Origin of the sequence: Streptomyces sp. NPDC089915, from assembly GCF_040684675.1 — a bacterium.
Classification (GTDB): domain Bacteria; phylum Actinomycetota; class Actinomycetes; order Streptomycetales; family Streptomycetaceae; genus Streptomyces.
Genome location: NZ_JBFBGN010000023.1, coordinates 41,638 through 68,256, shown reverse-complemented (window position 1 = coordinate 68,256; position 26,619 = coordinate 41,638). Strand labels below are relative to the sequence as shown.

Sequence of the window (26,619 nt, the reverse complement as noted above, 5' to 3'; positions counted from 1 at the left end):
CACCACCGTGGCTCGTTGCCGATCAATCCCGGTTCCCCCACCCCCACCCACCACCCGCGCGCCGGACGCGCCGCGCCGCCCCCCCCCCCCGCGCGCGCCCCCCCCCCCGCGGCTCGACCTCCCGGGGCTGCTGAGCCTCTCCCCGGGCCTCGCGCTGCTCCTGTACGGCCTGTCCCGGGGCGGTGAGAGCGGCGACTTCGGCTCCGCCGGGGTACTGCTGCCCCTGCTGGGCGGCGCCGTCCTCGTCGCCGCGTTCGTCCGCCGCGCGCTGCGCGTGCCGGAGCCGCTGCTCGACCTGCGGCTGCTGCGCGACCGCACCTTCGCCGCCGCCATCGGCACCCTCGCCCCCTTCACCTGCGGCTACTTCGGCTCGATGCTGCTGGCCCCGGTGTACTGGCAGCAGGCGCGCGGGCTGAGCGCGAGCGCGGCGGGGCTGCTGGTGGCGCCCGTCGGCCTCGCGGTCGGCGTGACCATGCAGATCGCCTCCCGGCGGGTGGACACCGTCTCCCCGCGCCGGCTGATCCCCGCCGGGGTGGCGGTCGCGGCCCTCGGCATGCTGCTCACCGGCCTGCGGGCGGGGGCCCCCGGGGCGCCGGCCTGGCAGGTCGTGGGCTCGCTGATGGTGATGGGCGTCGGCGCCGGGATGGTGCTCATGCCGACGATGACCACCGCCGGCCGGGACCTGCCCGCCGCGCGCATGGCGGCGGCGAGCACGGCCCTCAGCATCAACTCCCAGCTGTGCGCCTCGGTCGGGACGGCCCTGACCTCCGTGGTCCTCGGCACGTCGGGCACCACCCCGGGCGGCTTCCGCACCGCGTACGCGGTGGCGGCGGTGCTGATCGCCCTGTCCCTCGCGGCCGCCCTGCGGCTGCCGGGGCGGTCGCGACGGGGGTAGGGCGGGCTACCGCAGGCCCTTCTTCTGGAGCAGGCCCTTCTTCTGGAGCAGGCGGTCCAGCCCGGGGGCGAGGCGCAGGGGGCGGTGGCCCGCCGGGGCGGCCGGGTGCGGGGCGGGGTGCGTCTTCGCCGGGACCGGGAGCGTGGTGTGGCCGGAGCCCCGGCCCGGGAGGGCCTGGACACGGCCTACGGAGCCCGCCAGCAGTTCGCCGAACCAGATGTTCCGGTCGGGCCCGGTGGTGATGTTGAACGGGACCTTGTCCGCCGCGCCGGGCACCGGATACTGGGTGATCGCACCGCTCCGGCTGATCCGGCCGACGCCGTGCGCCTGGTCCGTGAACCACATGTGCCCGTCCGGGCCGCGGGTGATGTCGTAGACCAGGCTGTCGGCGGAGGGCATCGGGAAGAGCTTGATCTCACCGCTGCGGCTGATCCGCCCGACGGCGTTCAGCCCGGCCGCCGTGAACCACATCCCGCCGGGTCCGGCCGCGATGCCGGAGGGGAACGAGAAGGAGTTGCCGAGCGGGTACTCGGTGATCTGCCCGGTCAGGCTGATCCGGCCGATCTTGCCGGCGTACGACTCGGTGAACCACAGGGAGCCGTCGGCCGCGGTGGCGATGTAATACGGGAAGCTGTCCGGCGTGGGGATCGGGTACTCGGTCACCTTTCCGTCGGCCGTCATCCGCCCGATCGCGTTCGAGAACGCCTCGGTGAACCAGAGCGCGTGGTCGCCGCCGACCGCGATGCCCAGGGGGAAACGGTCCGGGCCGGGCAGCGGGAACTCGGTCACCCGGCCCTTCGTCGTGATCCTGCCGATCTTGGAGGTGAGCCCCTCGGTGAACCACAGGGCGCGGCCGGGCCCCGCGACGATGTTCTGGGGGAAGCCGTCAGGGGTCGGCAGCGGGTACTCGGTGACCTTGCCGTCGCGCGTGACACGGGCGATTCGGTCGGCCCCGTTCTCGGCGACCCACACGGCCCGGTCCGGGCCCGCCGTCAGGCCGGCGGGGAAGCTGTCGGGGGTGGTGAGCGGGAACTCGGTCACGTCCCCCACGTGCCCCGCCCCGGCCTGGGCCGGGGCGGTGGCGGCGGCCAGGGCGAGCAGCGCGCCCAGGGAGGCGGTGAGCAGCGCGCGCAGGCTTCGTCGGAGCGTCTTCGGCGGGTGCGGCATGGGCCGGGTCCCTCTCGGTGGGCGGCAAGCGGGAGTCGTACGACCACCTATCAGCCCGCGCCCCGGGCCCGCCCCGGACGCCCGTGCGGCTCGCCCGGGAACCGCCCGCCCGCCGTACCGCGCCGCCGCCGTCCGGCCTACGCCCTGGCGGCGTTGCCGAGCACCTTGGACGGGGTGATGCGCAGGACCACCCGTACCGCCCCGTCGTCGGCGTTCCCGTACTCCTTGCCGGCGCCCGGCCCGAGGTACTCCTCGGCGATCCGCACGGCCACGGCCCGGCCGGCGTCCTCGCTGATGGTGACGGTGCCGCGGATCTCGGCGTAGAGGTAGGGGTTGGCCGGGTCGAAGACGGTCAGCCCGACCCGGCCGTCACGGGCGAGGTTGCGCTCCTTGCGGCGGCCGCGCTCGGTGGAGACCAGCAGGTCGGCGCCGTCCCGGGTCACCCAGACCACGGAACTCTGCGGGCTGCCGTCGGGGTTGAGGGTGGAGAGCACGGCGGGGTGGGGGGAGTCGAGCAGTCGGCGTACGGCGTCGTTCAGCTCAATCGTCATGATTCCGAGGCTAATCGGCCCCGCCGTTCCTTCGGCCGGGTGCGGCGTGACGGCCGCCGACTACCAGAAGTCGCTCATCTCCACGGGATGTTGAGGAACGGGCTGGCCGGGTCGGTGGTCAGCGTCAGGTGGGTGGCGAGGGAGGAGGCGTACCAGCTGCCGAACTCCTCCCCGTCGAAGTGCAGGCAGCGCGCGAGCGCGTACCCGGCGGAGAACTCCGCCCACGAGCCGTACGTCCTCAGGGCCTGCTCGCCCGCGCGGAGCACGGCGCGCTCCGCGTCCTGGACGGTGCAGTAGCGGGTGGCGACGCCCCAGCGGGCCATCTGGGAGGCCCGCCCGTAGTCCCACGCCCCGACCGAGCGGACCCAGCCGTCCTCGGGGAGCAGGCCGTCGGCGCGGAAGCGCTGCTCGTAACGGGTGATCCGGCCGATCAGCCGGCGCACCCCGGCGATCTCGCCCTCGACCTCGGCGGCGGGGCGCGGCTGGGCCACGGTGACCCCGTCGGGGGTCAGGCGCGGCTGGGCGGCCTGCTCGGCGCTGCGGCGCAGACCGGCCTCGGCGGCGTGCCGCCAGTGCTCGACGTCGACGGGCCCGGCGAAGTCGGAGGCGAGGACGCGGCGCAGGCGGAGCGCGAACTCCCAGACCGGGCTGACGACGTCGGCCTCCAGCATCCGCTGGAGCACGTCGAACCAGCCGGCGGCGTCGGTGACCTCCCACATCTCGCGCAGCCGCTCGCGCTCACGGGTGTAGCCGTCGCCGTGGTAGGCGAGGGCGTTCCAGAACTCCCCGTTGGAGACGGCCAGATGGGCGCCGACCGCCAGTCCCCGGGCCACCGGTCCGTGCAGCGGGCCGCCGGTGTGCAGGGCGTGCACGGCGCCCGGGGCCAGGCCCCAGGAGGGGGCCGCGTCCCAGTGGGCCCGCCAGCGGGCGAGGTCGGCGGGGGTGGTGGTGAGGTACGCCTCGACGGGGCTGCCGGGGTTCACGGCGAGGTGGGCGGGGTCCCGGGGGTCCCAGGCGTTGGCGAACCAGGCGAGGCTCTGGCGGAGGTAGACGGTGTGGGCGTCGGGGGCGGGCAGCATGCCCCGGGTGTAGACGGCGAGGACGTTCCCGGCGGAGGGGTGGAAGCGGGCGGCGGAGGGGTCGGCGTCCATCTGGGCGCGGGGCTGCGGCAGGAACAGCTCGGCCCGGGCGAGGGCGTCCATGTAGCCGGGCCAGTCCCCGCGCGCCTTCGCCTCGTACAGTTCGCGCTCGATCACACTCGGCGCCGTCCACGACTCGTCCACACGGGGGACCCTATACGGGGCCCCGGGCGCCCCCGTCGGGCCCCGGGAGGGCGCACTCGGCCCACACCGTCTTCCCCACCACCAGCCGCGACGCCCCCCACCGCCGCGCGACGGCGCTGACCACGTACAGCCCCCGCCCGTACTGCTCCCCGTCCCCGGCCGTCCGCACCTCGGGCCACCGCTCACCCTTCGGATCGGTGACCGCGACCCGGAGCACCGCTCCGTCGAGCCGCACCTCGACCCGCAGGTACCGGTCCCGGACGGCGCCGTGGAGCAGCGCGTTGGTGACGAGCTCACTGGTCACGAGCGCCACGTCGGCGGCCACCCGGGGCTCCCCCCAGGCCACGGCCATCCAGGCGGCCCACCGCCGGGCGGCGGGAACGGAGTCCTGACGGGGCGGGTAGTTCCGCACGGCGGAGCGGGCGAGGGTGTGCTCGCTGTCCATGGCACCTCCTGGTCGGGGGGTGAGCGGGTCGTCACCGACGGTAGGGGTGGCCGGGGGCCGGAGCAAGCTGTTCGGGGAATATCTTCCCCGTACGGATGAGGTTGTCGACGGCGGCGCACGCGGGCGGGACACTGTGCCGGTGAACCGTGGAACACGCGAGGGCCAGGGCAACCGGACGTCGACGGTGCTGGGGCGCCGGCTGGGCGGCGAACTGCACAAGCTGCGCACGGCGGCGGGCTCGACCCAGCAGCAGGCCGCTCAGGCGATCACCGCCACGGCGACGAAGATCGTGAAGATGGAGAGCGGCTGGGTCCCGATGCGGGACCCGGACATCCGGGTGCTGTGCGAGTTCTACGGCGTCGAGGACGCCGGGGTCGTGGACGGGCTGCTGCGGATCGCCCGGCTGGACCGGGAGCGCCGGAAGGCGAAGGGCTGGTGGCAGCAGCTGGCCCGCGTCGGCAATCTGGGCGAATACGCCGCGATGGAGGAAGTGGCCACCCACATTCGCACGTGGCAGCTGGCTCTGGTTCCCGGGTTGCTCCAGACCGCTGACTACGTGCGGGCCCTCGGCGTCACGTCCGACTGGACTCATCCGGACGAGATCGAGGTGCTGGTGGAATCCCGGCTGAAGCGGCAAGCCCGATTGTGGGGTGACAGCCCGGTGGAGTTCCACGCGGTGCTCTGGGAGGCTGCTCTGCGCCAGCAGATCGGCGGACCCGACGTCATGCGCGGGCAGCTCGGCCACCTCGTGGAGATGGCGAAGCTGCCGCACGTCCACGTCCAGGTGCTCCCGTTCCGGGTGGGAGCACATCACGCCGCAGGCGGGGCGTTCAACGTCATCTCGTTCGCCGAGCCGGGAGCCTTGGACGTCGGCTACGCCGAAGGCATCGCGGCTACTGTGTGGGCAGAGGGAGCGGAAGCCAGCCGGGAGTACACGCGGACGTTCGAGAGGGTGGCGCGCATGAGTCTCGCGCCGCAGGCGTCCCTCAACCTGATCGAAGAAATCAGCAGAGGTCTGTAGGGCGTGAGTAACTTCGAGTTCAAGAAGTCCAGTTACAGCGAAGGCCAGGTCAACTCGGATTGCGTCGAGGTGGCCACGAACGTGACGGGCACGGTCGCCGTCCGCGACAGCAAGCGGACGGCGGACGGCCCGGTCATCCAGGTGACCGACACCGCGTGGGCGGAGTTCGCGAGGACGTGCGGAACCTAGGCCTCCGGGGTGCGCCGGTTGACGCGGTGCACGTCCGGGACGCACAGGTTGAGGGCGGCCGCCGCCGTGATCAGGGCCGCGCAGGCCAGGAGGACCGTGCGGCCGGTCCACAGGTGGGTCGCCAGGGCCGTGATCAGGTAGCCGAGCGGGATGGCCAGGCGCTCCCCGACGCCGTTGAACGCGCTCATGCGGCCCTGCTCGGCCCGCGGGACGTGCTGCTGGAAGGCCGTGCTCCAGGCGACGATCGCCACGTCCAGGCCGACCCCCGCCAGCAGGGCCGCCGCCAGGACGAGCGGCAGCGGCAGGGTGAGGGCCAGGGCGGCCAGGGGGAGGGCGAGGGCGGCCGACGCCGCGACCGCCACCGCGAGGAGGCGGTACGGCTTCCAGCGCAGGCAGACCAGGGTTCCGGCCAGCAGCCCGCAGGAGAACGCCGCCTGGATCAGGCCCCAGTCCCGGGCCCCCGCGTACTCCCGGTCGGCGACGAGGGGGCCGAGGAGCTGGAAGCCGGCCAGCCAGGCCGCGACGAGGACCGCGCCGGCCGCCGTGTACGTCCACAGCCAGGTGCGGGACCGGAACCCCGTCCAGCCCGCCCGCAGGTCGGCCAGGACCCCGCTCGCCGGGGCGGTCGGGGCCTCCAGCGGCAGGCCGAGGAGGAGGACGGCCGCGACGGCGAAGGTGGCGGCGTCCCAGCCCAGCGCCCAGGCCGCGTCCGTCACGGCGACGAGGAACCCGGCGGTGACCGGCCCCAGCACCTTCACCGCGTTCGTCGGCAGCCTCAGCAGCGCGTTGGCCTCCTGGAGGTGTTCGGCGGGCACGAGCTGCGCCATGGCGCCCTGCATGGCCGGGACGATGAACGAGGCCGCCGTTCCCGAGACGAGGCCGCAGGCGGCGATGGACGCCGTCGTCGCGTGCCCCGTGGCCACGGTCACGGCGAGCGCGCCCTGCGCGGCGGCCGCGAGGAGGTTGCCGAGGAAGAGGATCCGGCTCCGGGAGAGCCGGTCCGCGTAGACCCCGCCGATCAGCAGGAACACGATGGTGGGGAGGGTGTTGGTGGCGAGCACCAGGCCCAGGGAGCCCGCGCCCCCGCCCTGTTCGATGACCGAGTAGGCCAGCGCCAGCGGCGCCGTCGCGGAACCCGCCGCCGAGATCAGATTGGCCGAGACGAATCGCCGGAAGGCCGGGATCCGCCAGGGCGTGCGGGGGGTCTGCGGTGGTGCGGCGGCGGTCTGCATGGTCTCCCTCGGGCTCGGTGCGGCGAGCACCCTAATGCCCGGACGGCGGCGCTGGCCCGGGGTTTTCCGGGGGCGTCCCGGTGGGCCGGCGCCCCGGCGGGAGGGGCGGCGCGCCGTGGCCGGATCCGCCGCGCCGCCCCGGTGCGGGCGTCCGCGTCAGTACGCTGGCCGGTCGGACAACTCGGCGGCGGGTGGAGGACGTTATGCGCGGTGGGTCGGTCGCGGTGGTCGGGGGGAGCATCGCCGGGTGCGCGTTCGCCTCGGCGGCGGTGCGGGCGGGGGCCGGGGAGGTCGTCGTCCTGGAGCGGACGGGCGGGCGGCTCGCGGACCGGGGGGTCGGGCTGTGCGTCCACGACGACCGGGCCGCGGAACTCACGGCCGCCGGGGCCCTGCCGCCGGGGATCCCCGCGCACCGGCTGGAGCGGCGGCGGTGGGTGGTGCGGGACGCCTCGGCGGGGGCGGGCGGGCGGCTGATCTGGGAGCAGCCGTTCCCGTTCCACTCGTACCACTGGGGGCTGCTGTGGCGGGGGCTGCGGGAGGCCGTGCCGGGGGCGGTGGACTACCGGCAGGGGGTGGCCGTCGAGGCGGTCGGCGCGGACGCGGACAAGGTGGGGGTGCGGTTCTCCGGCGGGGGCGGCGAGCGGTTCGACCTCGTGGTCGGGGCCGACGGGTACCGGTCGGTGGTGCGGGAGGCGGTGAGCCCGGGGGCGAGCCCGGACTACGCCGGGTACGTGTGCTGGCGGGGGAACTTCGACGCGGGGCTGCTGGAGGGGCCGGCCGGGGCCGGGTCCCATCCCCGAGCCGTGACCACCGTGTGCTTCCCCGGGGGGAGTTGCGTCATCTACCGGATCCCCGGGCCGGAGGGGCTGCGGGTGAACTGGGTGCTGTACGCGGCGCCCCCGGCCGGCGCCGGGCTGCGGTTCGACGATCCGACGAGCTTTCCGCCCGGGGCGCTGGGGGAGGAACTCGCGGGGCATCTGCGGGCGTTGCTGGAGCGGGAGTTCCCGGAGTACTGGGGTCGGGCGCTGGCGCTGACGGCGCCCGGGGACACGTTCGTGCAGCCCATCTACGACCTGGTGACCGAGCCCGCCGCGGCGGGGCGGCTGCTGCTGGCGGGCGACGCGGCGAGCGTGGTGCGGCCGCACAACACGAGCGGGGCGGCGAAGGCCCTCCAGGACGCCACCGCCTTCGGCGCGGCGTGGGGGAGGGCGGGGTCCTGGGAGGAGCTGGTCGCCGGCTACCAGGCGGCGCGGGGCGGGGCCGGACGGGACCTGGTCGCCCTCGCCCGGCGGCTGGGGCGCGCCCAGGTGGAGCGGACGCCCGAGTGGGCGCGGATGACCGCCGACGACGTCGCGCGGTGGTGGGAGGGACAGCTGGCGGGCGCGCCGGGGATCGGCGGCCAGGCCATGTCCTCGTAGGGCCGGACGGGGTGCCGGGCGCGGGGCCGGGCGTGGGACGGACGGAGCGCCGGGCGGCGGCCGGGCGGGGGCCGGACAGGGCGCCGTACGGACCGCCGGGCGGGGTGCCGGGCGGCGGCCGGGTGTAGGGCCGGGCGGGGCATGGGCGGGGTGTCGGGCGTACGGCCGGGCGGGGCATGGGCGGCGGCCGGGCGTACGACCCCCCGTGCGTCCGCGCGACCGTGCGGACGCCCTTGACGGGGGTCGGCGGCGGGGAGACGCTCCCCGGGCTCACAACCGAGTGGCTGGGGGGCCGGGATGCCGGAGGAGTCTGTCCAGACGGTGGGGGAGCTGCGCGCGCGGCTCGCGGCGCGCGGGGCGCGGTGGTCGGTCAGTGAGCACCTCGCCGACGGCGATCCGCTGCCGAGGCCCTCGCTCGGCCTGGAGCCGGGGCCGAACCTGACGCCCGCCGCCGAGGCGGGGACGGTCGACCTGCGGGCGCTCGTCGGGCGGGAGAGCGGGAACCCCCACCTCAGCAGGCGCCGGGCCGCCCACGGGCTGCTGCCGGGGACGGCCGCCGGCGCCGGGCGGCCCGTGGCCGTGGACTGGCGGAGCCGGTGGGGGTGGCCCTGGCTGACCCGGGTCAAGGACCAGAACCCGTGCGAGTCCTGCTGGGCGTTCGGCGCGGCCGGACTCGTCGAGTCGATGGCCCGCATCGAGCACGACGTCTGGGCGGCCCGCTCCGAGGGCGACGTCCACGACGGCATGAAGGCCGCCTGCGGGCAGGGCGGCGACCCCGAGACGGCCCTCGACTGGGTCAGGGACAACGGCGGCCTCGCCGACCCCGCCTGCTGGCCGTACGGCACCCCGCCCCCCGGCCTGCCCGCCGAGCGGCGCGAGGCCTGGCGGGCCGAGTACACGCCCGGCTGGGACCGTTCGGGCCGGACCGTCCGGATCACCGACTACGTCCGGCTCGGCGACGTCGAACAGCAGAAGGTCTGGCTGGACACCGTCGGCCCGCTCACCGCCTGCTTCGACGTCTACGAGGACTTCTTCGCGCTCGGCGCCGGGGTCTACCACCGCACCGCCGGACGGCTCGCGGGCGGGCACTGCGTGCTGGTCGTCGGCTACGACGACGCGGCCGGCTGCTGGCTGTTCAAGAACTCCTGGGGCACCGGCCACCACGTCGGCGGCTACGGCCGGATCGCGTACGGCGAGGTCAACATCGACTACTGGGCCAAGTGCGGCCTGCGCGGCACGAACATCGACCCCTGGAGCAAGCGCCGCCTGCACTCCGGCAGCGTCTACGAGAGCGGCAACGGCCGCGCCCACCGCAACTTCGAGATGGCCGCCACCACCACCGGCGGCCGCCTCCGGCACTGGTGGCGGGAGGGCGACGCCCCCTTCGCCTGGACCCCCGCCCGGACCTTCGCCGGCGACGCCTCCGGCCAGCCCGCCTTCACCGGCACCACCTACAACCGGAACATGGAGACCCTGCACGTCACCACCGGCGGCCGGCTGCGCCACTGGTACTACGAGCAGGCCGTCGGCGTCTGGCGCGACGGCGGCGCCTTCGGGCCCGGCGACGCCGCCCTCGGCTCGACCCCCGCCTTCATCCAGAGCGACTACGGGCAGCCGGGCAACTTCGAGGTGGTCGTCCGCACCGCCGACGGCCGCCTCAACCACTGGTGGCGGATCAACGGCGCCCCCTGGACCTGGAACGACGGCGGCCGCTTCGGCTCGGGCATCGCCCACTACGGCCCCGCCCTCGTCCAGACCCGCGCCCGCACCCTCGACCTGGTCGCCGCCCGCACCGACGGCCGGATGCAGCTGTGGTGGCGCGACGACCCGAACGGCTTCGCCTGGAAGCCCGGGGAGGTCTTCGGCAGCGGGGCGACCTCCGCGCCCTGCCTGATCGAGGGCCAGTACGGGGCCGTCGACGAGGACACCGCCGGGAACTACGAACTGTGCGTGGCCGTCGCGGGCGGGCGGATCGAGCACTGGTGGCGGGGCAACGCCACCGGCGCCCCCTGGACCCGCGGCGCCGTCTTCGGGCACGACGTGCTGGCCGTCACCGGCATGCTCCAGAGCAGCTTCGGGTTCAACCTGGAGGTCGTGGCCCTGCGCACCGACCGCCTGCTCCAGCACTACTGGCGCGACGACGCGGGCTGGCACGAGGGGGCGGTCATCGGCCCGGCCTGAGCATCCCCCCGTGGCGGTGCGGTCCACATGACGGACGGGGGGAACGTTGTATCGCTCATGTATCTATCCTGTGCGCATGCCGCCAGCCACCGCCGCCCCCGTCCCGCCCCCCACGGCCGCCGACCGCGTCTACCGGCACGTCAAAGAAGGCGTGCTCGACCGCCGCTACGAGGGCGGGGTGCTCCTCACCGAGGGCGAGCTCGCCGTCGCCGTCGGGGTCTCGCGGACCCCGGTCCGCGAGGCGCTGCTGCGGCTGGAGACCGAGGGGCTGCTGAAGCTGTACCCGAAGAAGGGCGCGCTGGTGCTGCCGGTCTCCGCGCAGGAGATCGCCGACGTGGTCGAAACCCGGCTGCTGGTCGAGGAGTTCACCGTCCGCAGGGCCGTCCCGGCGCCGCCCGCGCTGCTGGAGCGGCTCACGGAGCTGCTGGAGGAGCTCCGGCGGTACGCGGCCCGGGGCGACCTCGCCGCGATGATGGCCGCCGACCGCTGCTTCCACGCCGAGATCGTCCGCCACGCCGGCAACCAGATCCTCTCCCGCCTCTACGACCAGCTCCGCGACCGCCAGCTGCGCATGGGCGTGGCCCTGCTGCACGCCCACCCCGACCGGGTGGAGCGCACCCTCGCCGAGCACGCCGAGATCCTGGACGCGCTGCGCGCCGGCGACCGGGAGGCCGCGGCGGCGGCCGTGCGCGGGCACATCGGCCGGGTCGAGGCGCTGGTGCGGGGGGCGGACCGATGAACGCGTCAGCCTCGTCGGCGCCCTCGCCCTCGCCCTCGCCCTCGCCCCTCTCCCCGTCCGTGCCGTCCGGGCCGTCCGGCCCGTCCGGGGTCGCGGCCGTCCTGGATCCGCCCGGCGGGCGGCGGGCGGTGGCCGTCTGGTCCATCGGCGTCGCCGTCTACTTCGTCGCGGTGATCTTCCGGACCAGCCTGGGCGTGGCCGGACTGGAGGCCGCCGACCGCTTCCACGTGAACGCCTCCGCCCTGTCGACGTTCTCCCTGCTCCAGCTCCTCGTCTACGCGGGCATGCAGGTCCCCGTCGGGCTGATGGTGGACCGCCTCGGCACCAAGAGGGTGCTGACCCTCGGCGCCGTCCTCTTCACCGCCGGCCAGATCGGCTTCGCGCTCTCCCCGACCTACGCCATGGCGCTCGCCGCCCGCGCCCTGCTCGGCTGCGGCGACGCGATGACCTTCATCTCCGTCCTGCGCCTCGGCACCCGCTGGTTCCCCGCCCGGCGCGGGGCGCTGATGGCGCAGCTGGCCGGGCTGGTCGGGATGGCGGGCAACCTCGTCTCCACCCTCGTCCTCGCCCCCGTGCTGCACGGTGCCGGCTGGGTGCCGGCCTTCGCGGGCAGCGCGGTGGCCGGGCTGCTCGTCCTGGTCCCGCTCACCCTGTTCCTGCGCGACCACCCCGAGGGCCACGCCCTGCCGCCCGCCCCCGCCGGGGGCGGCGGGTTCGTCCGCCGCCAGATACGCGACTCCTGGCGGGAGCCCGGCACCCGGCTGGGGCTGTGGGTGCACTTCACGACCCAGTTCCCGGCCATGGTGTTCCTGCTGCTGTGGGGCATGCCGTTCCTGGTCGAGGCGCAGGGGCTGGACCGGACCGCCGCCGCCGGGCTGCTCACCCTGATCGTCGCCGCGAACATGGGCTGGGGCCTGGTCTACGGCCAGGTCATCGGCCGCCGCCCGGCCGCGCGGCTCCCGCTGGCGCTGGGCACCGTCGCCGTCACCGCGCTGCTGTGGGCCTCGGTCCTGCTCTACCCGGGCGAGCACGCCCCGATGTGGCTGCTGGCCACGCTGTGCGTGGTCCTGGGCACCTGCGGGCCCGCCTCGATGATCGGCTTCGACTTCGCCCGCCCGGCCAACCCGGCGCAGCGGCAGGGCACCGCGTCCGGGATCACCAACATGGGCGGCTTCCTCGCCTCGATGACCACCCTGCTGTCGGTGGGCGTCCTGCTGGACGCCACGGGCGACGACTACCGGATCGCCTTCTCCTCGGTGTTCGTCGTCGAACTCCTGGGCCTCACCCAGATCCTCCGCCTCCGGGGGAAGGCCCTGGCCCGCGAACGGGAACGCCTCACCCCGGCGGCCGCCGCCCCCGCCGCGGTGTGACGGTCACGGCGTGACGGCTGCGGACCGACGGCGGGCGCGACCGGCTACGGCGTGACGGCGAAGTTGGCCAGGATGGCCTCCGCCAGCTCCGGGTCGCCGTCCGCCCGCACCCGGTCCGCGACCGTACGCGGCCGCACCCGGCCCGCCGCGAGCCGGACGTACGTCGGCCAGTCCAGGGACAGGGACACCGCCGGGCCCAGCGAGGGCGTCGAGTCGAGGGTGGCGCGGCCCGCCGCGTCCACCCGTACCGTCCGCAGGAACTCCAGCTCGCCGTGCACGTCGAGGACCACCGCCGTGTTCGGCGGCGCGCCCGCGCCCTTCGCCACCGCCTTCGGCAGCCCGGCCAGCAGGATGTCCCGCGCCACATGCGCCCCCGGCGCGTCCCAGTTGCCCGGCACGCCCAGCGCCGCCCGCAGGTCCTGCTCGTGGATCCACACGTCGAACGCCCGCAGCCGCATCGAGAGTTCCAGGGGGATCTGGTCGCCCAGCGGACCGCGCACCGTCGTCGTGGCCGGATCCCGCTTGTCGTTGCGCAGCTGGCGCTGGCGGCGGATGACGGTGTACTCCAGCTCGGAGGTGATCTCCAGCGCGGTGTGGTGCCGGCGGACGTCGACCGGAACCTCCATGTAGCGGGTGAACTCGTCCACCACGTGCCGCAGGTCGCGCGGCAGCGTGTGGATCGGCCGCGGGTCGCCCAGCTGCTCCAGCTCCATGCCGATGACGTGGGAGACCACGTCCCGCACGGACCAGCCCGGACACGGCGTCGGCTGGTTCCACTGGCCCTCCGTCAGGGGGAGGACCAGCTCGGTTATCGCCTCGATCGAGTGTGTCCACGCGTCGACGTACGGCTCAAGACTGGGATGGACGGTCAACGGGACCCCTCGCTGGCTGTTCAGTGGCGCGTTGTGGACTATTCCCAAAACTACGCTGCCGATGAGCACCCCGACAGCGCTTTCGTGTGACGATCGTAGGCCTTGACTTGACCGGCTGACATGCCAGGACGGTGGTACTGTGCGCGCCTCGCTGATCCAAATCGCGGTGACCGACGGAGAGTCGGTGTCCGCCCGGCGGACCCGGGCCGCCGAACTCGTACGGGAGCAGGCCGACTCCGACCTCGTCGTCCTGCCCGAGCTGTGGACCGTCGGGGCCTTCGCCTACGAGCAGTTCGAGACGGAGGCCGAGCCGCTGGACGGGCCGACGTACGAGGCCATGTCCAAGGCCGCGCGCGACGCCGGCGTCTGGCTGCACGCCGGCTCGGTCGTGGAGCGCGCCGGCGACGGCTCCCTCTACAACACCGCGCTCGTCCTCTCCCCCGCGGGCGAGCTCGCCGCGACCTACCGCAAGATCCACCGCTTCGGCTTCGACCAGGGCGAGGCGGTGCTGATGTCCGCGGGCGACTCCCTGACGACGGTGGCCCTGCCCGAGCAGACCCTCGGCCTCGCCACCTGCTACGACCTGCGCTTCCCCGAGCTGTTCCGCGGGCTCGTCGACGCGGGCGCCACCACGATGGTCGTCTCGGCCGGCTGGCCCGCCCGCCGGCGCGGGCACTGGACCCTGCTGAACCGGGCACGGGCGGTGGAGGACCAGTCGTACGTCCTCGCCTGCGCGACGGCCGGCACCCATGCGGGCGTCGAGCAGTCCGGCCACAGCCTGGTCGTGGACCCGTGGGGCGAGGTCCTCGCCGAGGCGGGCCCCGGCGAGACCGTCCTGACGGTGGACCTGGACCCGGCGAAGGTGGCCGAGACCCGGGAGCAGTTCCCGGCCCTGAAGGACCGCACCCTGGGCCGCTGACGCCGGGCACGGGGGACGCCGCGCCCGGCGGCGCCCCCCGCCCGGGCTCACCCGCCCTCCTCCCGCTCCCGCTCGGCCATGCGGATCACGCACACCGCGACCGCGATCATCAGCGCCGCGTCCGCCTCCTCCCGGACCACGTCCACCGCGTACGTCTCACGGATCCGGTACCACTGCCGGGAGATCAGCGCGAGCAGCTCGCCCTCGTACTCGACCTTGAACTCGCGGTCCAGGATCCGCCCGCTGACGTCCAGCTCCGTCCCCTCGGACATGGTCACGCGGAAGTGGTTGCGCAGCAGCGACAGCCGCTTGCGGCGGATCACCGCCAGCCGCTTCCCGTCCCGCTCCAGGGTCATCGCGTCGCGCAGGCCCGGCAGGCCGAGGCCGCCGAAGAGCCGCTCCCGCAGGGTGATCAGGACCCGCCCGTCGGGGTCCTCCAGCTCCAGGGTGTCGCGCAGCCGCAGCGCCTTCCCGTCGACGAGGAAGGCGTGCCGGCCGTCCTCGTCCTCGATCCAGTAGTCGTCCCCGATGGCCAGCATTTTGTCCCGAACGAGGTATTTCATGCGGGGATCGTTTCCCGGATAGGTTGCCGCCATGCCCCTTCTCTACGTGACCGACCTGGCGTACCCGGCGCGCGGCCGCCGCTACGGTGACGAGGACGTCTTCCTCACCTCGCGGCTGCGCGGGCACTTCCCGCTCGCCCTGTGCCACCCGCTGGACGCCGAGGCCCTGATGCCCGGCTTCGACGCGGTGATCGTCCGCAACAGCGGCCCCGTGATCCACCACCGGGAGGCCCACGACTCCTTCCGCGCGGCCGCGCTCGCCGCCGGGACCCGGGTCTACAACCCGCTGACCGGCCGCGGTGACATGGCGGGCAAGCAGTACCTCCTCGACCTGACGGCCGCCGGATACCCGGTGATCCCGACCGTCGACGACCCGGCCGACCTCCACCTCCTGCCCCGGGCGGACACGTACGCCGTCAAGCCCCGCCAGGGCGCCGACTCCATAGGCCTGGCCTTCACCGCGACGCCCGCCACCCCGCCCGGCGAGTTCCTCATCCAGCCGCGCGTCGACTTCGTCCACGAGGTCTCCTTCTACTTCGTGGACGACGCCTTCCAGTACGCCCTCCACGCCCCGGACCCGGAGCGCCGCTGGGACCTGGTCCCGTACGAGCCGGATGCCGAGGACCTGGCCTTCGCCCGCCGCTTCATCGACTGGAACACCCTGGCCCACGGCATCCAGCGCGTGGACGCCTGCCGGACCCGCTCGGGGGAGCTCCTCCTGGTGGAGTTGGAGGACCTCAACCCGTACCTCTCCCTGGACCTCCTGCCGACGGCGGTACAGAACCGTTTCATCGAAGCCCTGGTCAGCTCGCTGACGTCGTTCCTCGCCGCCGGGACCTGAGCAGCAGCCGCCGGCCGGGGACCTCCACCCAGGAGTGCAGGGCCCAGGCGAGGGCCAGCGACACGGAGAAGGCGGCGGCGAGCACGAGCGGCCCGCCGTTCGACAGGCCCAGCTTCGGATGCCCGCCGAACAGGTTCTCGCCGGTCCGGATCACCAGGATGTGGACCATGTAGAAGGCGAAGGAGACCTCGCCGAGCCGGACGCTGAGCCGACCCCGCCAGGGCGAGGGCTCTCCGCGCAGGTCCGCCTGCGCGGCGGCGGCGATCAGGGCGGTGTAGCCGACGATCGTGCACGCGGCCGCGTGGAAGGCGTAGTCGGTCTGGGAGCCGAGGAAGTACCCGCCCAGGGTCAGCGCCACCGCCACGGGCAGTCCGGGGCCGCGCCAGCGGCCGGCCCGCACCAGCTCGGCACAGGCCATCCCGAGTACGAACTCGGGGAGACGGTACAGCGGGAAGAAGTAGTTCGACCAGATCGTCCCGTCGGGCAGCCCGCTGAGCTCCATCCAGGCCGGAAGGGCCACCACGGCGGCCAGGCACACCGCGGCGACGGCCACGCTCCCCCGCCACCCCAGACGCCGCAGCGGCCGCACGAGCAGCGGGAAGGCGAGGTAGAAGAAGGCCTCGGCGGCGAGCGACCAGCTGACGGGGTTGAGCCCCTGGAAGTACCGCACCTCGGGCACCCAGGACTGCACCAGCGCCAGATTGGCGGCGACCGGCCCGGCCGTCGGCTTCTCCCCGGCCCCCGGCAGCCACATCAGCAGGAGCGCCGCGCAGGCCGTCACCAGGTGCAGCGGGTACACGCGCGCGAACCGGCGCCGCCAGAACCGTACGATCCCCCGCCCGGTGGGCGTCACCGCGGTCGACCAGGCGAGCACGAAGCCGGAGAGTACGAAGAAGAACGAGACCCCGGTGTTCCCCGCCCCGAAGGCGGCGGCCACCAGCCCCTGCGACCGCCCGCCTAAGTACTCGACGACGTAGACGTGGTAGAGGAACACCATCAGCGCGGCGGTCCACCGTAACCCGGTCAGCGAGGGCAGCCCGACCGGCCGCCCACCGGCGCCGCCGCCCGCCTTCGCGCCTTTACTCCTGGATAAGACCGCTGCCGTAGACATGCGCGGCAACCTAACACGCCCGATTCCTGAACGATTGTGTCGGCAATCCGGAGTGAACCGGACCATTCCTCGAGGCACCGGTTTGATCCGCCGTTCACAGGCGGATGGCAAGCTTGAAGCATGAACGATGCAGCCCAGGCGCCCACCCCCGCGCCCGCGTCCCGCCGTGCCCGTGTCCGTGCCCCCGAGCTGATCGGCAAGGGGGGCTGGCTGAACACCGGCGGCAAGGAACTCACCCTCGCCGGCCTGCGGGGACGCATTGTCATCCTGGATTTCTGGACCTTCTGCTGCATCAACTGCCTGCACGTCCTCGACGAGCTGCGCGAGCTGGAGGAGAAGCACCGCGACACCGTGGTGATCGTCGGCGTGCACTCGCCGAAGTTCGTCCACGAGGCCGAGCACGCCGCCGTTGTCGATGCCGTCGAGCGGTACGAGGTGCACCACCCTGTGCTCGACGACCCCGAGCTCGCCACCTGGAAGCAGTACGCCGTGCGGGCCTGGCCCACGCTCGTCGTGATCGACCCCGAGGGGTACGTCGTCGCCCAGCACGCCGGTGAGGGGCACGCGCACGCCATCGCGCGGCTCGTCGAGGAGCTGGAGGCCGAGCACGGGGCCAAGGGGACCCTGCGGCGCGGGGACGGGCCCTACGTGGCGCCCGAGCCCGTCGCCACGGACCTGCGCTTCCCCGGCAAGGCCGTGCTCCTGCCCTCCGGGAACCTCCTCGTCTCCGACTCGACGCGGCACCAGCTCGTGGAGCTCGCCGCCGACGGGGAGACCGTCGTGCGGCGGATCGGCAGCGGGGAGCGCGGCTTCGGGCCGGAGGGGTTCAGCGAGCCGCAGGGGCTGGCGCTGCTGCCCGACGGGCGGGTGGTGGTCGCCGACACCGTCAACCACGCGCTGCGGGTGTTCGACCCCGCCACGGGGGCGGTCGAGACCGTCGCCGGGACCGGGCGGCAGTGGTGGCAGGGGTCCCCGACCTCGGGGCCCGCGCTGGAGGTCGACCTGTCCTCGCCGTGGGACGTGGCCTGGTGGCGGGGCCGGGTGTGGATCGCCATGGCCGGCGTGCACCAGCTGTGGACCTGGGACCCGGAGGCCGGCACCGTCGGGGTCGCCGCCGGGACCACCAACGAGGGGCTGGTCGACGGGCCCGCCGCCGAGGCCTGGTTCGCCCAGCCGTCCGGGCTCGCGGCCGCCGGGGACCGGCTGTGGATCGCCGACTCCGAGACCAGCGCGCTGCGCTACGTGGAGGAGGACGGGGAGGGGTACGCCGTCCGCTCCGCCGTCGGCACCGGCCTCTTCGACTTCGGGCACCGGGACGGCGACGCCGCCCAGGCGCTGCTCCAGCACCCGCTCGGGGTGACCGCCCTGCCGGACGGCTCGGTCGCGGTCTGCGACACGTACAACCACGCCCTGCGGCGGTTCGACCCGGCCACCGGGCAGGTGACGACGCTCGCCACCGACCTGCGCGAGCCCAGCGCCGCCGTCCTCGTCGGCGAGGACATCGTGGTCGTGGAGTCCGCCCGGCACCGGCTGACCCGGCTGCGGCTGCCGGAGGAGGCCGTACGGGTCGACGCGGTCGCCCACCGCACGCGGCGGGCCGCCACCGAGGTCGCCCCGGGCACGCTCCGCCTGGACGTGGTCTTCCAGGCCCCGGCGGGCCAGAAGCTGGACACCCGCTACGGGCCCTCCACCCGCCTGCTGGTCTCCTCGACCCCGCCGGAGCTCCTGGCAGCGGGCGAGGGCGCGGGGACGGACCTGTTCCGGGACCTGGTGCTGAACCCCGACGTCACCGAAGGGGTCCTGCACGTCTCGGCGATGGCCGCGTCCTGCGACGACGACCCGGCGAACGAGTACCCCGCCTGCCACGTCCACCAGCAGGACTGGGGGGTGCCGGTCACCGTCACGCCCTCCGGCGCGGCCCGCCTGCCGCTGGTGCTGGCGGGCATGGACGGCTGACGGGGCTACCCGAGCTCCTCCGCGAACTCCTGCTCCGACTCGGGATCATCCTCCGGCGTGATCCTCCGGCGGAGGTTCTCGATGTCCGTCTGCAGGCCGATCAGCTGCATGTGGAGTTCGTCGAGGACGGTCAGGGAGACGACGGGGGTGTGTCCGCCGACCTCCGGTTCGAGCTGGTGCAGCCGGTCCATGGCGTCACGCGCCGCGGTGACGCTCTGCCGGAGCACCGACCGGTGGTCGGCGGCCCGCTGGCTCGCCGGACGGGTGTCGGCAGGGGCAGCGGAAGGGGTCGGGACCGCTGCGGCCCAGGCGCCGTCCGGCGTGCCCCCGGCCGGCTCGGTGCGGGGTTCCGGAAGGGGCTGGGCCGCCGACGGCTGCGTGCTCTTCCGGGCCCGCTCCGGATCCGCCGCCCATACGACGTCCCACTGGTACAGCAGCTCGGGCACCCCGTCGGCGTCCCGGGCGATCTTGTCCTCGCTGGCCAGGTCCACCTTGAAGTGGATGTACGGGCTGCCCCCCTCGCCCTCGGGCTTCTCCTTGCGGGTGAGGTTGCGCAGGGTGACCGCGTTCTCGGGCAGTGCGTCGCTCCTGAACCGGTTCGCGGCGAGCGCCAGGGTCCACAGGCCGAGCTCGTTGTTCTGCCGGGAGAGCCCGTCGATGATCAGGCTGACGTCAGCCCTGAAGGGCACGCCGCCCTTCTCCTTGGGGCTGTTCAGCGCGGAGCCGACGTTGCGGGTCAGCAGCTTGTCCGCGATGAGCGCGACGCCGCCTGCCACGGCCAGTGTGCAGCGGGCGTTGGTGTCGCCGGCCAGTGCGGGTGCCACCAGGGTGGTGAAGTCGTCGGTGGGTACGGGATCCCATTCGCCGACGACGTCGGAGGTGAGGACACCACCGTTGGCCCAGGCGTTCCGGGCCTGCGTGGACACGTACTTCTTGTAACTGCGCCAGGGCAGGTCGACCATCGGGCCGAGCAGGTCGGCGAAGCCTTTCATTCCCATGCGCTTGCCGCCCTTGATGGCCTTGGCCTGGTCCTTGAGGCGCTCCAGCAGCTCGGGCCGGGTGAGGGCGTGGATGACGTAGATGCTCCGCCACAAAGGAGTGCCGGGCGGGAGCGTCGAGCCGGGGAAGAGTTCGGGGAGGTCGGCCGAGGGTGTCCGGCCGATGGCGAGACCGTAGACGGCCTGGAGGTCGTCCTGGGGGATCAGCGAGTTGCCGAGCTGGATGACGCGCTTGAGGGCCCTTGTGATGACCTCCACGTTCTGGGCCGCGTCGTCCCACTGCTTGAACTCGACGTGAACGCTGGCCAGGACGCTCCTGATCGCGTCGTCGAAGATGTCCTCGGCGGCGAGCAGGTGTCCGGGGTGCCCCTCGACGCCGACGGTGATCTGGGCGGGCGCGACGAACGTCTGACCGATCTGGGCGGCGCGTGGTCCGGGTTCGGGGACCTCGATCGCCCGTGCATACTCCTCGCGGAGCGACTGACGCCACTTGTCGCGGACGGATGGCAGGTGTTGACCGATGGGGATGCCTGCCGGGGCGGGCGCTTCCGTCTTGCCGAAGAGCGCTGTCACGGCGAGTGAAGCGGCTTCGGAGGTCTCGGCGCCCGGGCCGGCGAGTACGGACCAGGCACTGGCCAGGCGTGTGATGCCGTCGCGCACCACCAGGGTGTGGAAGGAATCCGTCCCGTCCTCGAAGGAGATTTCGACCGGATGGGCGATCAGGTTCCGGGTGATCGTCCGTGCGAGGATCGATCCGACGTAGTTGTTCAGGGACAGCGTCCCGTCGATCGTCTGCCACACGTGTTGGCGCAGGTGGGTGAGGTCCTTGAACCGGTATCCGACCGTCGCGCAGGGGCGGCCGTCCTTCGTCACCCCCTGGACCTGCGGGTCCGGTACATCGGAGGATTCCATTCCGGTACGCGGCTGGATGCCGGGCAGCAGCTCGCTCAGGTGGACCCGGGTGACGAGTGAGCGCAAGGTCGCGCCCTCGACGTTCTCGACCATCAGGACCCCGCCGGGATCCTGACGTGTGGGGTGCAGCTGCACGGCGACGCCTTCCGCGTCGGTCGCGGCCCGCCCGACGGCCCGCCAGGCATCCTCCGTCAGCAGGGTCGACGGGTTGGCGAGGCCCGCTGCCACGACCTTCTGCACGACGTCTTCCGCCGGTGGTACCGGCAGGCTCTGTCCGGTGTTGGAGACCAGGATCTCCTCCGATCCCCATGTGACTGTGAGTGATCGCGGTGTGTGCTGGGACATGAGTGGTCGCCTCCATGGCAGGTGGGACATGGTGAATGCACGCGTGCGACGCGTCCGGCCGGGTCTGGATATTTCGATCCGAAAGCCCGGCCGGGCGCGTCGCGCGAAAGTGATATGGCGTCAGAAGCTGTTGTGGGTGACCCCGGGGAGCATCCGGTCGAGGGTGGCGCCCAACCCCATGCGGTGCGGGTTGGGGAAGTGCCGGTCGCGGGCAAGGTGCGCGATCATCCGGGCGATGTGCGGCAGGAGCTCGAGGAGCCCGGGGTCGACGGCTCGGGGGATGGCGAGACCGGTGAGCTCGGTGTACGGGGGTCCGGCGTGGTCACCGCGGATGACGGCGATGCCGGTGGTGTTCGCGTGCTTGTACCGCGAGTTCCGCTCGGCGAGGACGGCCCCGGTCAGTTCGCGGGGCGTCAGGCCGGGGCCGGTGGCCGTGCTGACGGCGATCCCGGCCGTCGCGGCGAGGAAGCGGACGAAGTCCCTGAAGAAGTCGGGCCGGTGTCGCGCACCCGAGGCGTCGCCCCTCCAGCGGGTCGTGAACCTCCTCGGGCCGGGCGGGTAACCGGGCGAATAGCCCCAGTCCGCGAGGAGGGACGCGTATCCGGAGTAGATCCGGTCCAGCGTGCCGGGCGCCACGTGGATGGAACCGGCGGCCATGGCGTGGCCGCGCCCGGATATGGCTATCGCGTCGTAGCCCGCGAAGCCGTCGTCCGATAACCCGTTGTTGTCGTCACCGGAATGGTTGCGCCCGTTCATCAGGACTCCGTTGCACTGGTGCGAGTTGGATGCCCCACCCTGGGGGCAGGGTGGCTCGCCGCATCTCCCGGTCTCCCCAGGGGGTGCAGGAGTCCAACGGTAGCTCCCAAGTCGCTTATTTCACACGCAGATTATTGGATCAGCTCATCAGCTGCGCTCTGGCCTGCGGGTACCTCTCAAAAATATGCGGCAGAGGATTGTTGCCGACCTGATCGAGGGAGGCGACGGTCCCCGCAACGCCGACGACCTGACCGAGGGGACCGTCCTTCTCGATGATGAAGACGAACTCGTTCTCCGATCGCGGAAGCCGCTTTGGAAGCGTAACAAGTCCCAGTTTGTCCAGCTCTTTGCTGATATCGGCGCAGAGTTCAGAGCTGAGCCGAGTGCGGCCCGGGGCGGCGTGCTTCTTGATGAAGGCCATGGAGAGCCGCTTGATGCCGTCGTCCGCTTCGACGGCGTGCTTGATAATGGTGAGGTCCATAACTAAGTACATTACTCAGTTAATTCCTGAGCTGTGAAGGCCCTGCCGCGCGATGCGCCGGCAGGGCCTTCGGCTGAACTCGGTCTGCTAACAGTGGGAGTTACCCCTCCAGGAAGGCCAGCAGGGCGTTGGCCAGGAGGAACGGGTCGTCGGAGCCGCACAGTTCGCGGGCCGAGTGCATCGACAGGATGGCCACGCCGATGTCGACCGTCTGGATGCCGTGGCGGGCGGCGGTGATCGGGCCGATCGTCGTGCCGCACGGCATCGAGTTGTTGGAGACGAACGTCTGCCACGGCACCCCGGCCCGCTCGCAGGCGGCGGCGAAGACCGCGCGGCCGCTGCCGTCCGTCGCGTAGCGCTGGTTGACGTTGACCTTCAGGATGGGGCCGCCGTTGGCGCGGGGGTGGTGCGAAGGGTCGTGGCGCTCGGCGTAGTTGGGGTGGACGGCGTGCCCGGTGTCCGAGGAGAGGCAGATGGTGCCGGCGAAGGCGCGGGCCTTGTCCTCGTAGGAGCCGCCGCGCGAGAAGACTGAACGTTCCAGCACGTTGCCCAGGAGGGGGCCGTCGGCGCCGGTGTCCGACTGGGAGCCGTTCTCCTCGTGGTCGAAGGCGGCCAGCACCGGGATGTGGTCGAGCTTGCCGGCGGTGGCGGCCGCGGCGAGGGCGGCGACGCCCGCGTGCACCGACAGCAGGTTGTCCATGCGCGGGCCCGCGAGGAGTTCGCGGTCGCGGCCCAGGTAGGCGGGCGGCTCGATCGAGTGGACCATCAGGTCCCAGCCGGCCACCGAGCCCTGGGGCAGGCCCTCTTCCTCCTCCAGGAAGGCGATCAGGTCGCCCTCGCGGGCGTCGCCCAGACCCCAGATCGGCTGCATGTGGCGCTGCTTGTCGAGCTTGAGGCCGTCGGAGTTGACCGAGCGGTCCAGGTGCACGGCGAGCTGCGGGACGCGCAGCAGCGGGCGGTCGACGTTGACCAGCCGGTCGGTGCCGTCGCGCAGCGAGAGCCGGCCCGCCAGGCCCAGGTCGCGGTCGAGCCAGGTGTTGAGCAGGGTGCCGCCGTAGATCTCCACGGCGACCTGCCGCCAGCCCTGGGAGCCGGTGTCCGGGACGGGCTTGACGCGGAGGTTGGGGGAGTCGGTGTGCGCGCCGATGATGCGGAAGGGGGTGTGCGCGGTCGCGCCCTCGGGCACGTACCAGGCGATGAGCGCGCCGCCGCGCAGGACGAACCGGCCGCCCGTGCCCGAGTCCCAGGCGTCCGATTCCGACAACTGCCTGAAGCCCGCCTTCTCCAGCCGCTCGGCCGCGTTGGCCACGGCGTGGTACGGCGACGGACTGGCCGTCAGGAAGGTCATCAGATCGTCGGTGTGGCCGCGGTCGAAGCGGGCGGGAGAGCTCATGTGGTTCACCTTAACGACGGTCGTGTTCGCCATGGCCGGACTGCGGCGGATAGCCGAGGGGGGCGCGGGGCCGCGGGGTGCGTGGCCCGCGGTCCCGTCGTCCTCAGCCCGGGGGACGCTCGAATCGGCGCTGTAGCTGCCGGCGCTCGCCCCGCCGGATGCGCGGGAGCATCTCGGGGGTCTGCGGCGGGCGCTGAGCGCGTCTTCTGCGTCCGGCGCAGAAGATACAGGCCTCGCCCGGCGGGGCATCGGGGTCGATCGGCGCGCCGGGGTGTTCGGCGCATCCGGAGGCGTTGCGGGGGCGGGAGAGTTCGCGGGCCACGATGAACGCCCGGTGGAGGTCGTCCGCGAGGCGGACGAAGTCCTGGTCGGGGGAGCCGAGCGTGAGGTGGAAGCGCTGCTCGTCGATGCCGCGCAGGTGCCGGCGCAGTACGTCGAGGGTGTACGGGGGTTCGGGGACGGGGTAGCCCAGGCGCCGCTGTTCCACGGGGGCGGCGGGTGCGGCCGGGGGGCCGCCCCGCAGGCGGTGGCCGAGGCGGCGGCGGTCGTTGCAGATCAGGCAGCGGCCCCAGCCTTCGGGCGCCTCGGGGTCGAGGGCGCCGTTGGGGTGCTCGGGGCAGCCGGTGTAGCTCTTGGCGGGGGCGAGGCCGGCGGCCGTCTGGAAGGCGACGTAGAGGGCGTCGGCCACGGGGTCGTACTCGGCGGGGTGGGCCCCGTCGTAGAGGTCCTTGATCCGGTCGCCGAGCGCGCCCACATTGGCCTGGAGCTCCTTGAGGGCGTACGGGCGCCCGGTGGGGACCGTGTACCCCCGGCCGCTGTGCTGCTCCTGTGGACTCATGTCTACGAGCGTCCCACGAACCACCGACAACCGGGGAACCCGGCCGGCGCCCGGCCGTCGCCGGGCCCGGACGCACCGGCGGCCGGACCCTCGACAGGAGGGGTCCGGCCACCGGTGCGTACGTACACCGCGTACAGCGTGGGGGCCGCCTTAGAAGGCGGCCTCGTCGAGCTCCATGAGGGAGTTGTCGACCGACTCGGCCAGCGCGCGCTGGACCGAGACGCCCGGCAGGACCTGGGCCGCGTAGAACTTCGCGGCGGCGATCTTGCCGGTGTAGAAGGGCACGTCCTTGGCGGAGGCGCCCGCGAGCTTCTCGGCGGCCACGGCCGCGCCCTTGAGCAGCAGGTATCCGACGACCACGTCGCCGGAGGCCATCAGCAGGCGGGTGGTGTTCTGGCCGACCTTGTAGATGTTCTTGACGTCCTCGCCGGTGGCGGTGAGGTCGACGATCATCTGGCCGACGATGCCCTCCAGGTCCACGGCGGCCTTGGCCAGCGCGTCGCGGGCCGGGGCCAGCTCCTCGCCGCCCACGCCCTCGGCGAGGAACTTCTTGATCGTCTCGGAGAGGACGTTCAGCGAGGCGCCCTGGTCGCGGACGATCTTGCGGAAGAAGAAGTCCTGGCCCTGGATGGCCGTGGTGCCCTCGTAGAGGGTGTCGATCTTGGCGTCCCGGATGTACTGCTCGATCGGGTACTCCTGCAGGTAACCGGAACCGCCGAAGATCTGCAGGGACTCGGAGAGCAGCGCGTACGACTTCTCCGAGCCGTAGCCCTTCACGATCGGCAGGAGCAGGTCGTTGAGGCCGATCTCGGCGGAGGCGTCCTCGCCGGCGGCCTCCTTGAGCTGGATCGCGTCCTGGACGGAGGCGGTGTACAGCACGAGGGCGCGCATGCCCTCGGCGTACGCCTTCTGCGTCATGAGCGAGCGGCGCACGTCGGGGTGGTGCGTGATGGTGACCTTGGGCGCGGTCTTGTCCATGAAGTTGGCCAGGTCCGGGCCCTGCACGCGCTCCTTGGCGTACTCCAGCGCGTTGAGGTAGCCGGTGGAGAGGGTGGCGATCGCCTTCGTGCCGACCATCATGCGGGCGAACTCGATGATCATGAACATCTGGCGGATGCCGTCGTGCTTGTCGCCGATCAGCCAGCCCTTGGCGGGGTGCTGGTCGCCGAAGGTCACCTCGCACGTGTTGGAGGCCTTGAGGCCCATCTTGTGCTCGACGTTCGTCGCGTAGACGCCGTTGCGCTCGCCCAGCTCGCCGGTCTCCCAGTCGAAGTGGAACTTCGGGACGAGGAAGAGGGACAGGCCCTTGGTGCCCGGGCCGTGGCCCTCGGGGCGGGCGAGGACGTAGTGGAGGATGTTCTCCTCCATGTCGTGCTCACCGGAGGTGATGAAGCGCTTCACGCCCTCGATGTGCCAGGAGCCGTCCTCCTGCTGCACGGCCTTGGTGCGGCCGGCGCCGACGTCCGAGCCCGCGTCGGGCTCGGTCAGCACCATGGTGGAGCCCCAGCGCTTCTCGACCGCGATCTGGGCGATCTTCTTCTGCGCCTCGTTGCCCTCGGCGTGCAGGATGCCGGCGAACGCCGGGCCGGAGGAGTACATCCAGATGGCCGGGTTCGAGCCGAGCAGCAGCTCCGCGTAGGCCCAGATCAGGGAGCGCGGGGAGGTGGTGCCGCCGATCTCCTCGGGCAGGCCCAGGCGCCAGTACTCCGAGTCCATGAAGGCCTCGTAGGACTTCTTGAAGGAGGCCGGGACCGGGGCGGTGTTGGTGGCCGGGTCGAAGACCGGGGGGTTGCGGTCGGCGTCCGCGAAGGACTCCGCCAGCTCGTTCTCGGCGAGGCGGGTCAGCTCGGACAGGATGCTCTTGGCGGTCTCGGTGTCCATCTCGCCGAACGGGCCGGTGCCGTACAGCTTTTCGCGGCCGAGCACCTCGAAGAGGTTGAACTCGATGTCGCGAAGATTCGACTTGTAGTGCCCCATGGCGACGGCTCCGTTAAGGCTCGGGGAGACAGGTTCCTCGTACATACCAATCGGTAACCTCATGATGCTACCCACCGGTAATAAGAATCAACCCTTCTCCGGCGACTGTGACCAGCGTCAAGCCAGTTCGGCTGGAGGGTGCCTGGGGGCGGGGGCCGCTCGGTAG

At 73.0% G+C, this 26,619-nt stretch carries 24 protein-coding genes; 10 read left to right on the top strand and 14 right to left on the bottom strand.

What is annotated here, in order from left to right:
- Nucleotides 1-895, top strand: an 895-nt coding sequence (locus tag AB0O29_RS10460) for an MFS transporter (protein WP_365149141.1), incomplete at its 5' end; no start/stop codon positions are given.
- A gap of 6 nt (nt 896-901) precedes the next feature.
- Here the strand turns inward: AB0O29_RS10460 and AB0O29_RS10455 are convergent.
- The 4 genes from AB0O29_RS10455 to AB0O29_RS10440 form a co-directional block, all read right to left on the bottom strand.
- Entirely contained in the window at nt 902-2,062 is a 1,161-nt protein-coding gene (locus AB0O29_RS10455) for a hypothetical protein (protein ID WP_365149138.1), read from the bottom strand.
- 137 nt (nt 2,063-2,199) lie between these two features.
- A complete protein-coding gene (locus AB0O29_RS10450; protein ID WP_365149135.1) occupies nt 2,200-2,613 on the bottom strand; it encodes a PPOX class F420-dependent oxidoreductase in 414 nt (137 codons plus the stop codon).
- A 74-nt stretch (nt 2,614-2,687) separates the two neighbouring features.
- Nucleotides 2,688-3,896 (bottom strand): DUF1266 domain-containing protein, encoded by a 1,209-nt coding sequence (locus tag AB0O29_RS10445; protein WP_365149132.1) that lies wholly within the window; start codon nt 3,894-3,896, stop codon nt 2,688-2,690.
- Between the two features lie 10 nt (nt 3,897-3,906).
- Nucleotides 3,907-4,341, bottom strand: coding sequence for an ATP-binding protein (locus tag AB0O29_RS10440; RefSeq protein WP_365149129.1), 435 nt, complete (start codon nt 4,339-4,341; stop codon nt 3,907-3,909).
- Between the two features lie 139 nt (nt 4,342-4,480).
- Between AB0O29_RS10440 and AB0O29_RS10435 the strand changes: the two genes are divergently transcribed.
- On the top strand, nt 4,481-5,362 hold the full coding sequence (locus AB0O29_RS10435) for a DUF5753 domain-containing protein (protein ID WP_365149127.1): 882 nt from the start codon (nt 4,481-4,483) through the stop codon (nt 5,360-5,362).
- 3 nt (nt 5,363-5,365) lie between these two features.
- Nucleotides 5,366-5,551, top strand: a complete 186-nt coding sequence (locus tag AB0O29_RS10430; protein WP_365149125.1) for a DUF397 domain-containing protein — start codon at nt 5,366-5,368, stop codon at nt 5,549-5,551.
- Here AB0O29_RS10430 and AB0O29_RS10425 read toward each other — a convergent pair.
- The gene (locus AB0O29_RS10425) at nt 5,548-6,783 is read right to left on the bottom strand and encodes an MFS transporter (RefSeq protein WP_365149122.1); all 1,236 of its coding nucleotides are present in this window, start codon (nt 6,781-6,783) and stop codon (nt 5,548-5,550) included. The two genes, AB0O29_RS10430 and AB0O29_RS10425, sit on opposite strands and share 4 nt — an antisense overlap.
- Before the next feature lie 203 nt (nt 6,784-6,986).
- On the opposite strand from AB0O29_RS10425, the gene AB0O29_RS10420 reads away from it, so the two are divergent.
- The 4 genes from AB0O29_RS10420 (at nt 6,987) to AB0O29_RS10405 (ending at nt 12,491) form a co-directional block, all read left to right on the top strand.
- A complete protein-coding gene (locus AB0O29_RS10420) occupies nt 6,987-8,201 on the top strand; it encodes an FAD-dependent monooxygenase (RefSeq protein WP_365149120.1) in 1,215 nt (404 codons plus the stop codon).
- Between the two features lie 297 nt (nt 8,202-8,498).
- On the top strand, nt 8,499-10,382 hold the full coding sequence (locus tag AB0O29_RS10415) for a C1 family peptidase (RefSeq protein ID WP_365149117.1): 1,884 nt from the start codon (nt 8,499-8,501) through the stop codon (nt 10,380-10,382).
- Between the two features lie 76 nt (nt 10,383-10,458).
- The gene (locus tag AB0O29_RS10410; protein ID WP_365149114.1) at nt 10,459-11,121 is read left to right on the top strand and encodes a GntR family transcriptional regulator; all 663 of its coding nucleotides are present in this window, start codon (nt 10,459-10,461) and stop codon (nt 11,119-11,121) included.
- Nucleotides 11,118-12,491: an MFS transporter gene (locus AB0O29_RS10405; protein WP_365149111.1), complete on the top strand. Its 1,374-nt coding sequence runs from the start codon at nt 11,118-11,120 to the stop codon at nt 12,489-12,491. Before AB0O29_RS10410 ends, AB0O29_RS10405 begins: the two co-directional genes overlap by 4 nt.
- Before the next feature lie 44 nt (nt 12,492-12,535).
- Here the strand turns inward: AB0O29_RS10405 and AB0O29_RS10400 are convergent, their stop codons facing one another.
- Nucleotides 12,536-13,363, bottom strand: coding sequence for a maleylpyruvate isomerase family mycothiol-dependent enzyme (locus AB0O29_RS10400; protein WP_365149108.1), 828 nt, complete (start codon nt 13,361-13,363; stop codon nt 12,536-12,538).
- Between the two features lie 139 nt (nt 13,364-13,502).
- Between AB0O29_RS10400 and AB0O29_RS10395 the strand changes: the two genes are divergently transcribed.
- On the top strand, nt 13,503-14,282 hold the full coding sequence (locus AB0O29_RS10395) for a carbon-nitrogen family hydrolase (protein WP_365149105.1): 780 nt from the start codon (nt 13,503-13,505) through the stop codon (nt 14,280-14,282).
- A gap of 47 nt (nt 14,283-14,329) precedes the next feature.
- On the opposite strand, the gene AB0O29_RS10390 is transcribed toward AB0O29_RS10395, so the two are convergent.
- The gene (locus AB0O29_RS10390; RefSeq protein ID WP_365149102.1) at nt 14,330-14,845 is read right to left on the bottom strand and encodes an LURP-one-related family protein; all 516 of its coding nucleotides are present in this window, start codon (nt 14,843-14,845) and stop codon (nt 14,330-14,332) included.
- A gap of 31 nt (nt 14,846-14,876) precedes the next feature.
- Here AB0O29_RS10390 and AB0O29_RS10385 point away from each other — a divergent pair, with 31 nt between their 5' ends.
- Nucleotides 14,877-15,686 (top strand): hypothetical protein, encoded by an 810-nt coding sequence (locus AB0O29_RS10385; RefSeq protein WP_365149099.1) that lies wholly within the window; start codon nt 14,877-14,879, stop codon nt 15,684-15,686.
- Here AB0O29_RS10385 and AB0O29_RS10380 read toward each other — a convergent pair.
- Nucleotides 15,649-16,797, bottom strand: coding sequence for an acyltransferase (locus AB0O29_RS10380; RefSeq protein ID WP_365149097.1), 1,149 nt, complete (start codon nt 16,795-16,797; stop codon nt 15,649-15,651). The two genes, AB0O29_RS10385 and AB0O29_RS10380, sit on opposite strands and share 38 nt — an antisense overlap.
- 120 nt (nt 16,798-16,917) lie before the next feature.
- Between AB0O29_RS10380 and AB0O29_RS10375 the strand changes: the two genes are divergently transcribed.
- A complete protein-coding gene (locus AB0O29_RS10375; RefSeq protein WP_365149094.1) occupies nt 16,918-18,753 on the top strand; it encodes an NHL domain-containing thioredoxin family protein in 1,836 nt (611 codons plus the stop codon).
- Nucleotides 18,754-18,758: 5 nt separating this feature from the next.
- Here AB0O29_RS10375 and AB0O29_RS10370 read toward each other — a convergent pair whose 3' ends face one another.
- The 6 genes from AB0O29_RS10370 to AB0O29_RS10345 form a co-directional block, all read right to left on the bottom strand.
- Nucleotides 18,759-20,903: a hypothetical protein gene (locus tag AB0O29_RS10370; RefSeq protein ID WP_365149091.1), complete on the bottom strand. Its 2,145-nt coding sequence runs from the start codon at nt 20,901-20,903 to the stop codon at nt 18,759-18,761.
- Nucleotides 20,904-21,128: 225 nt separating this feature from the next.
- A complete protein-coding gene (locus tag AB0O29_RS10365; RefSeq protein ID WP_365149089.1) occupies nt 21,129-21,764 on the bottom strand; it encodes a hypothetical protein in 636 nt (211 codons plus the stop codon).
- Nucleotides 21,765-21,903: 139 nt separating this feature from the next.
- Nucleotides 21,904-22,245, bottom strand: coding sequence for a hypothetical protein (locus AB0O29_RS10360; protein ID WP_365149086.1), 342 nt, complete (start codon nt 22,243-22,245; stop codon nt 21,904-21,906).
- A gap of 100 nt (nt 22,246-22,345) precedes the next feature.
- Entirely contained in the window at nt 22,346-23,638 is a 1,293-nt protein-coding gene (locus AB0O29_RS10355) for a M18 family aminopeptidase (protein WP_365149083.1), read from the bottom strand.
- Nucleotides 23,639-23,741: 103 nt separating this feature from the next.
- Nucleotides 23,742-24,476 carry a hypothetical protein gene (locus tag AB0O29_RS10350; RefSeq protein WP_365149080.1) on the bottom strand — a complete coding sequence of 245 codons (735 nt, stop codon included), beginning with the start codon at nt 24,474-24,476 and terminating at the stop codon, nt 23,742-23,744.
- A gap of 150 nt (nt 24,477-24,626) precedes the next feature.
- Nucleotides 24,627-26,453 carry an acyl-CoA dehydrogenase gene (locus AB0O29_RS10345; RefSeq protein WP_365149147.1) on the bottom strand — a complete coding sequence of 609 codons (1,827 nt, stop codon included), beginning with the start codon at nt 26,451-26,453 and terminating at the stop codon, nt 24,627-24,629.
- Nucleotides 26,454-26,619 lie beyond the last annotated feature (166 nt).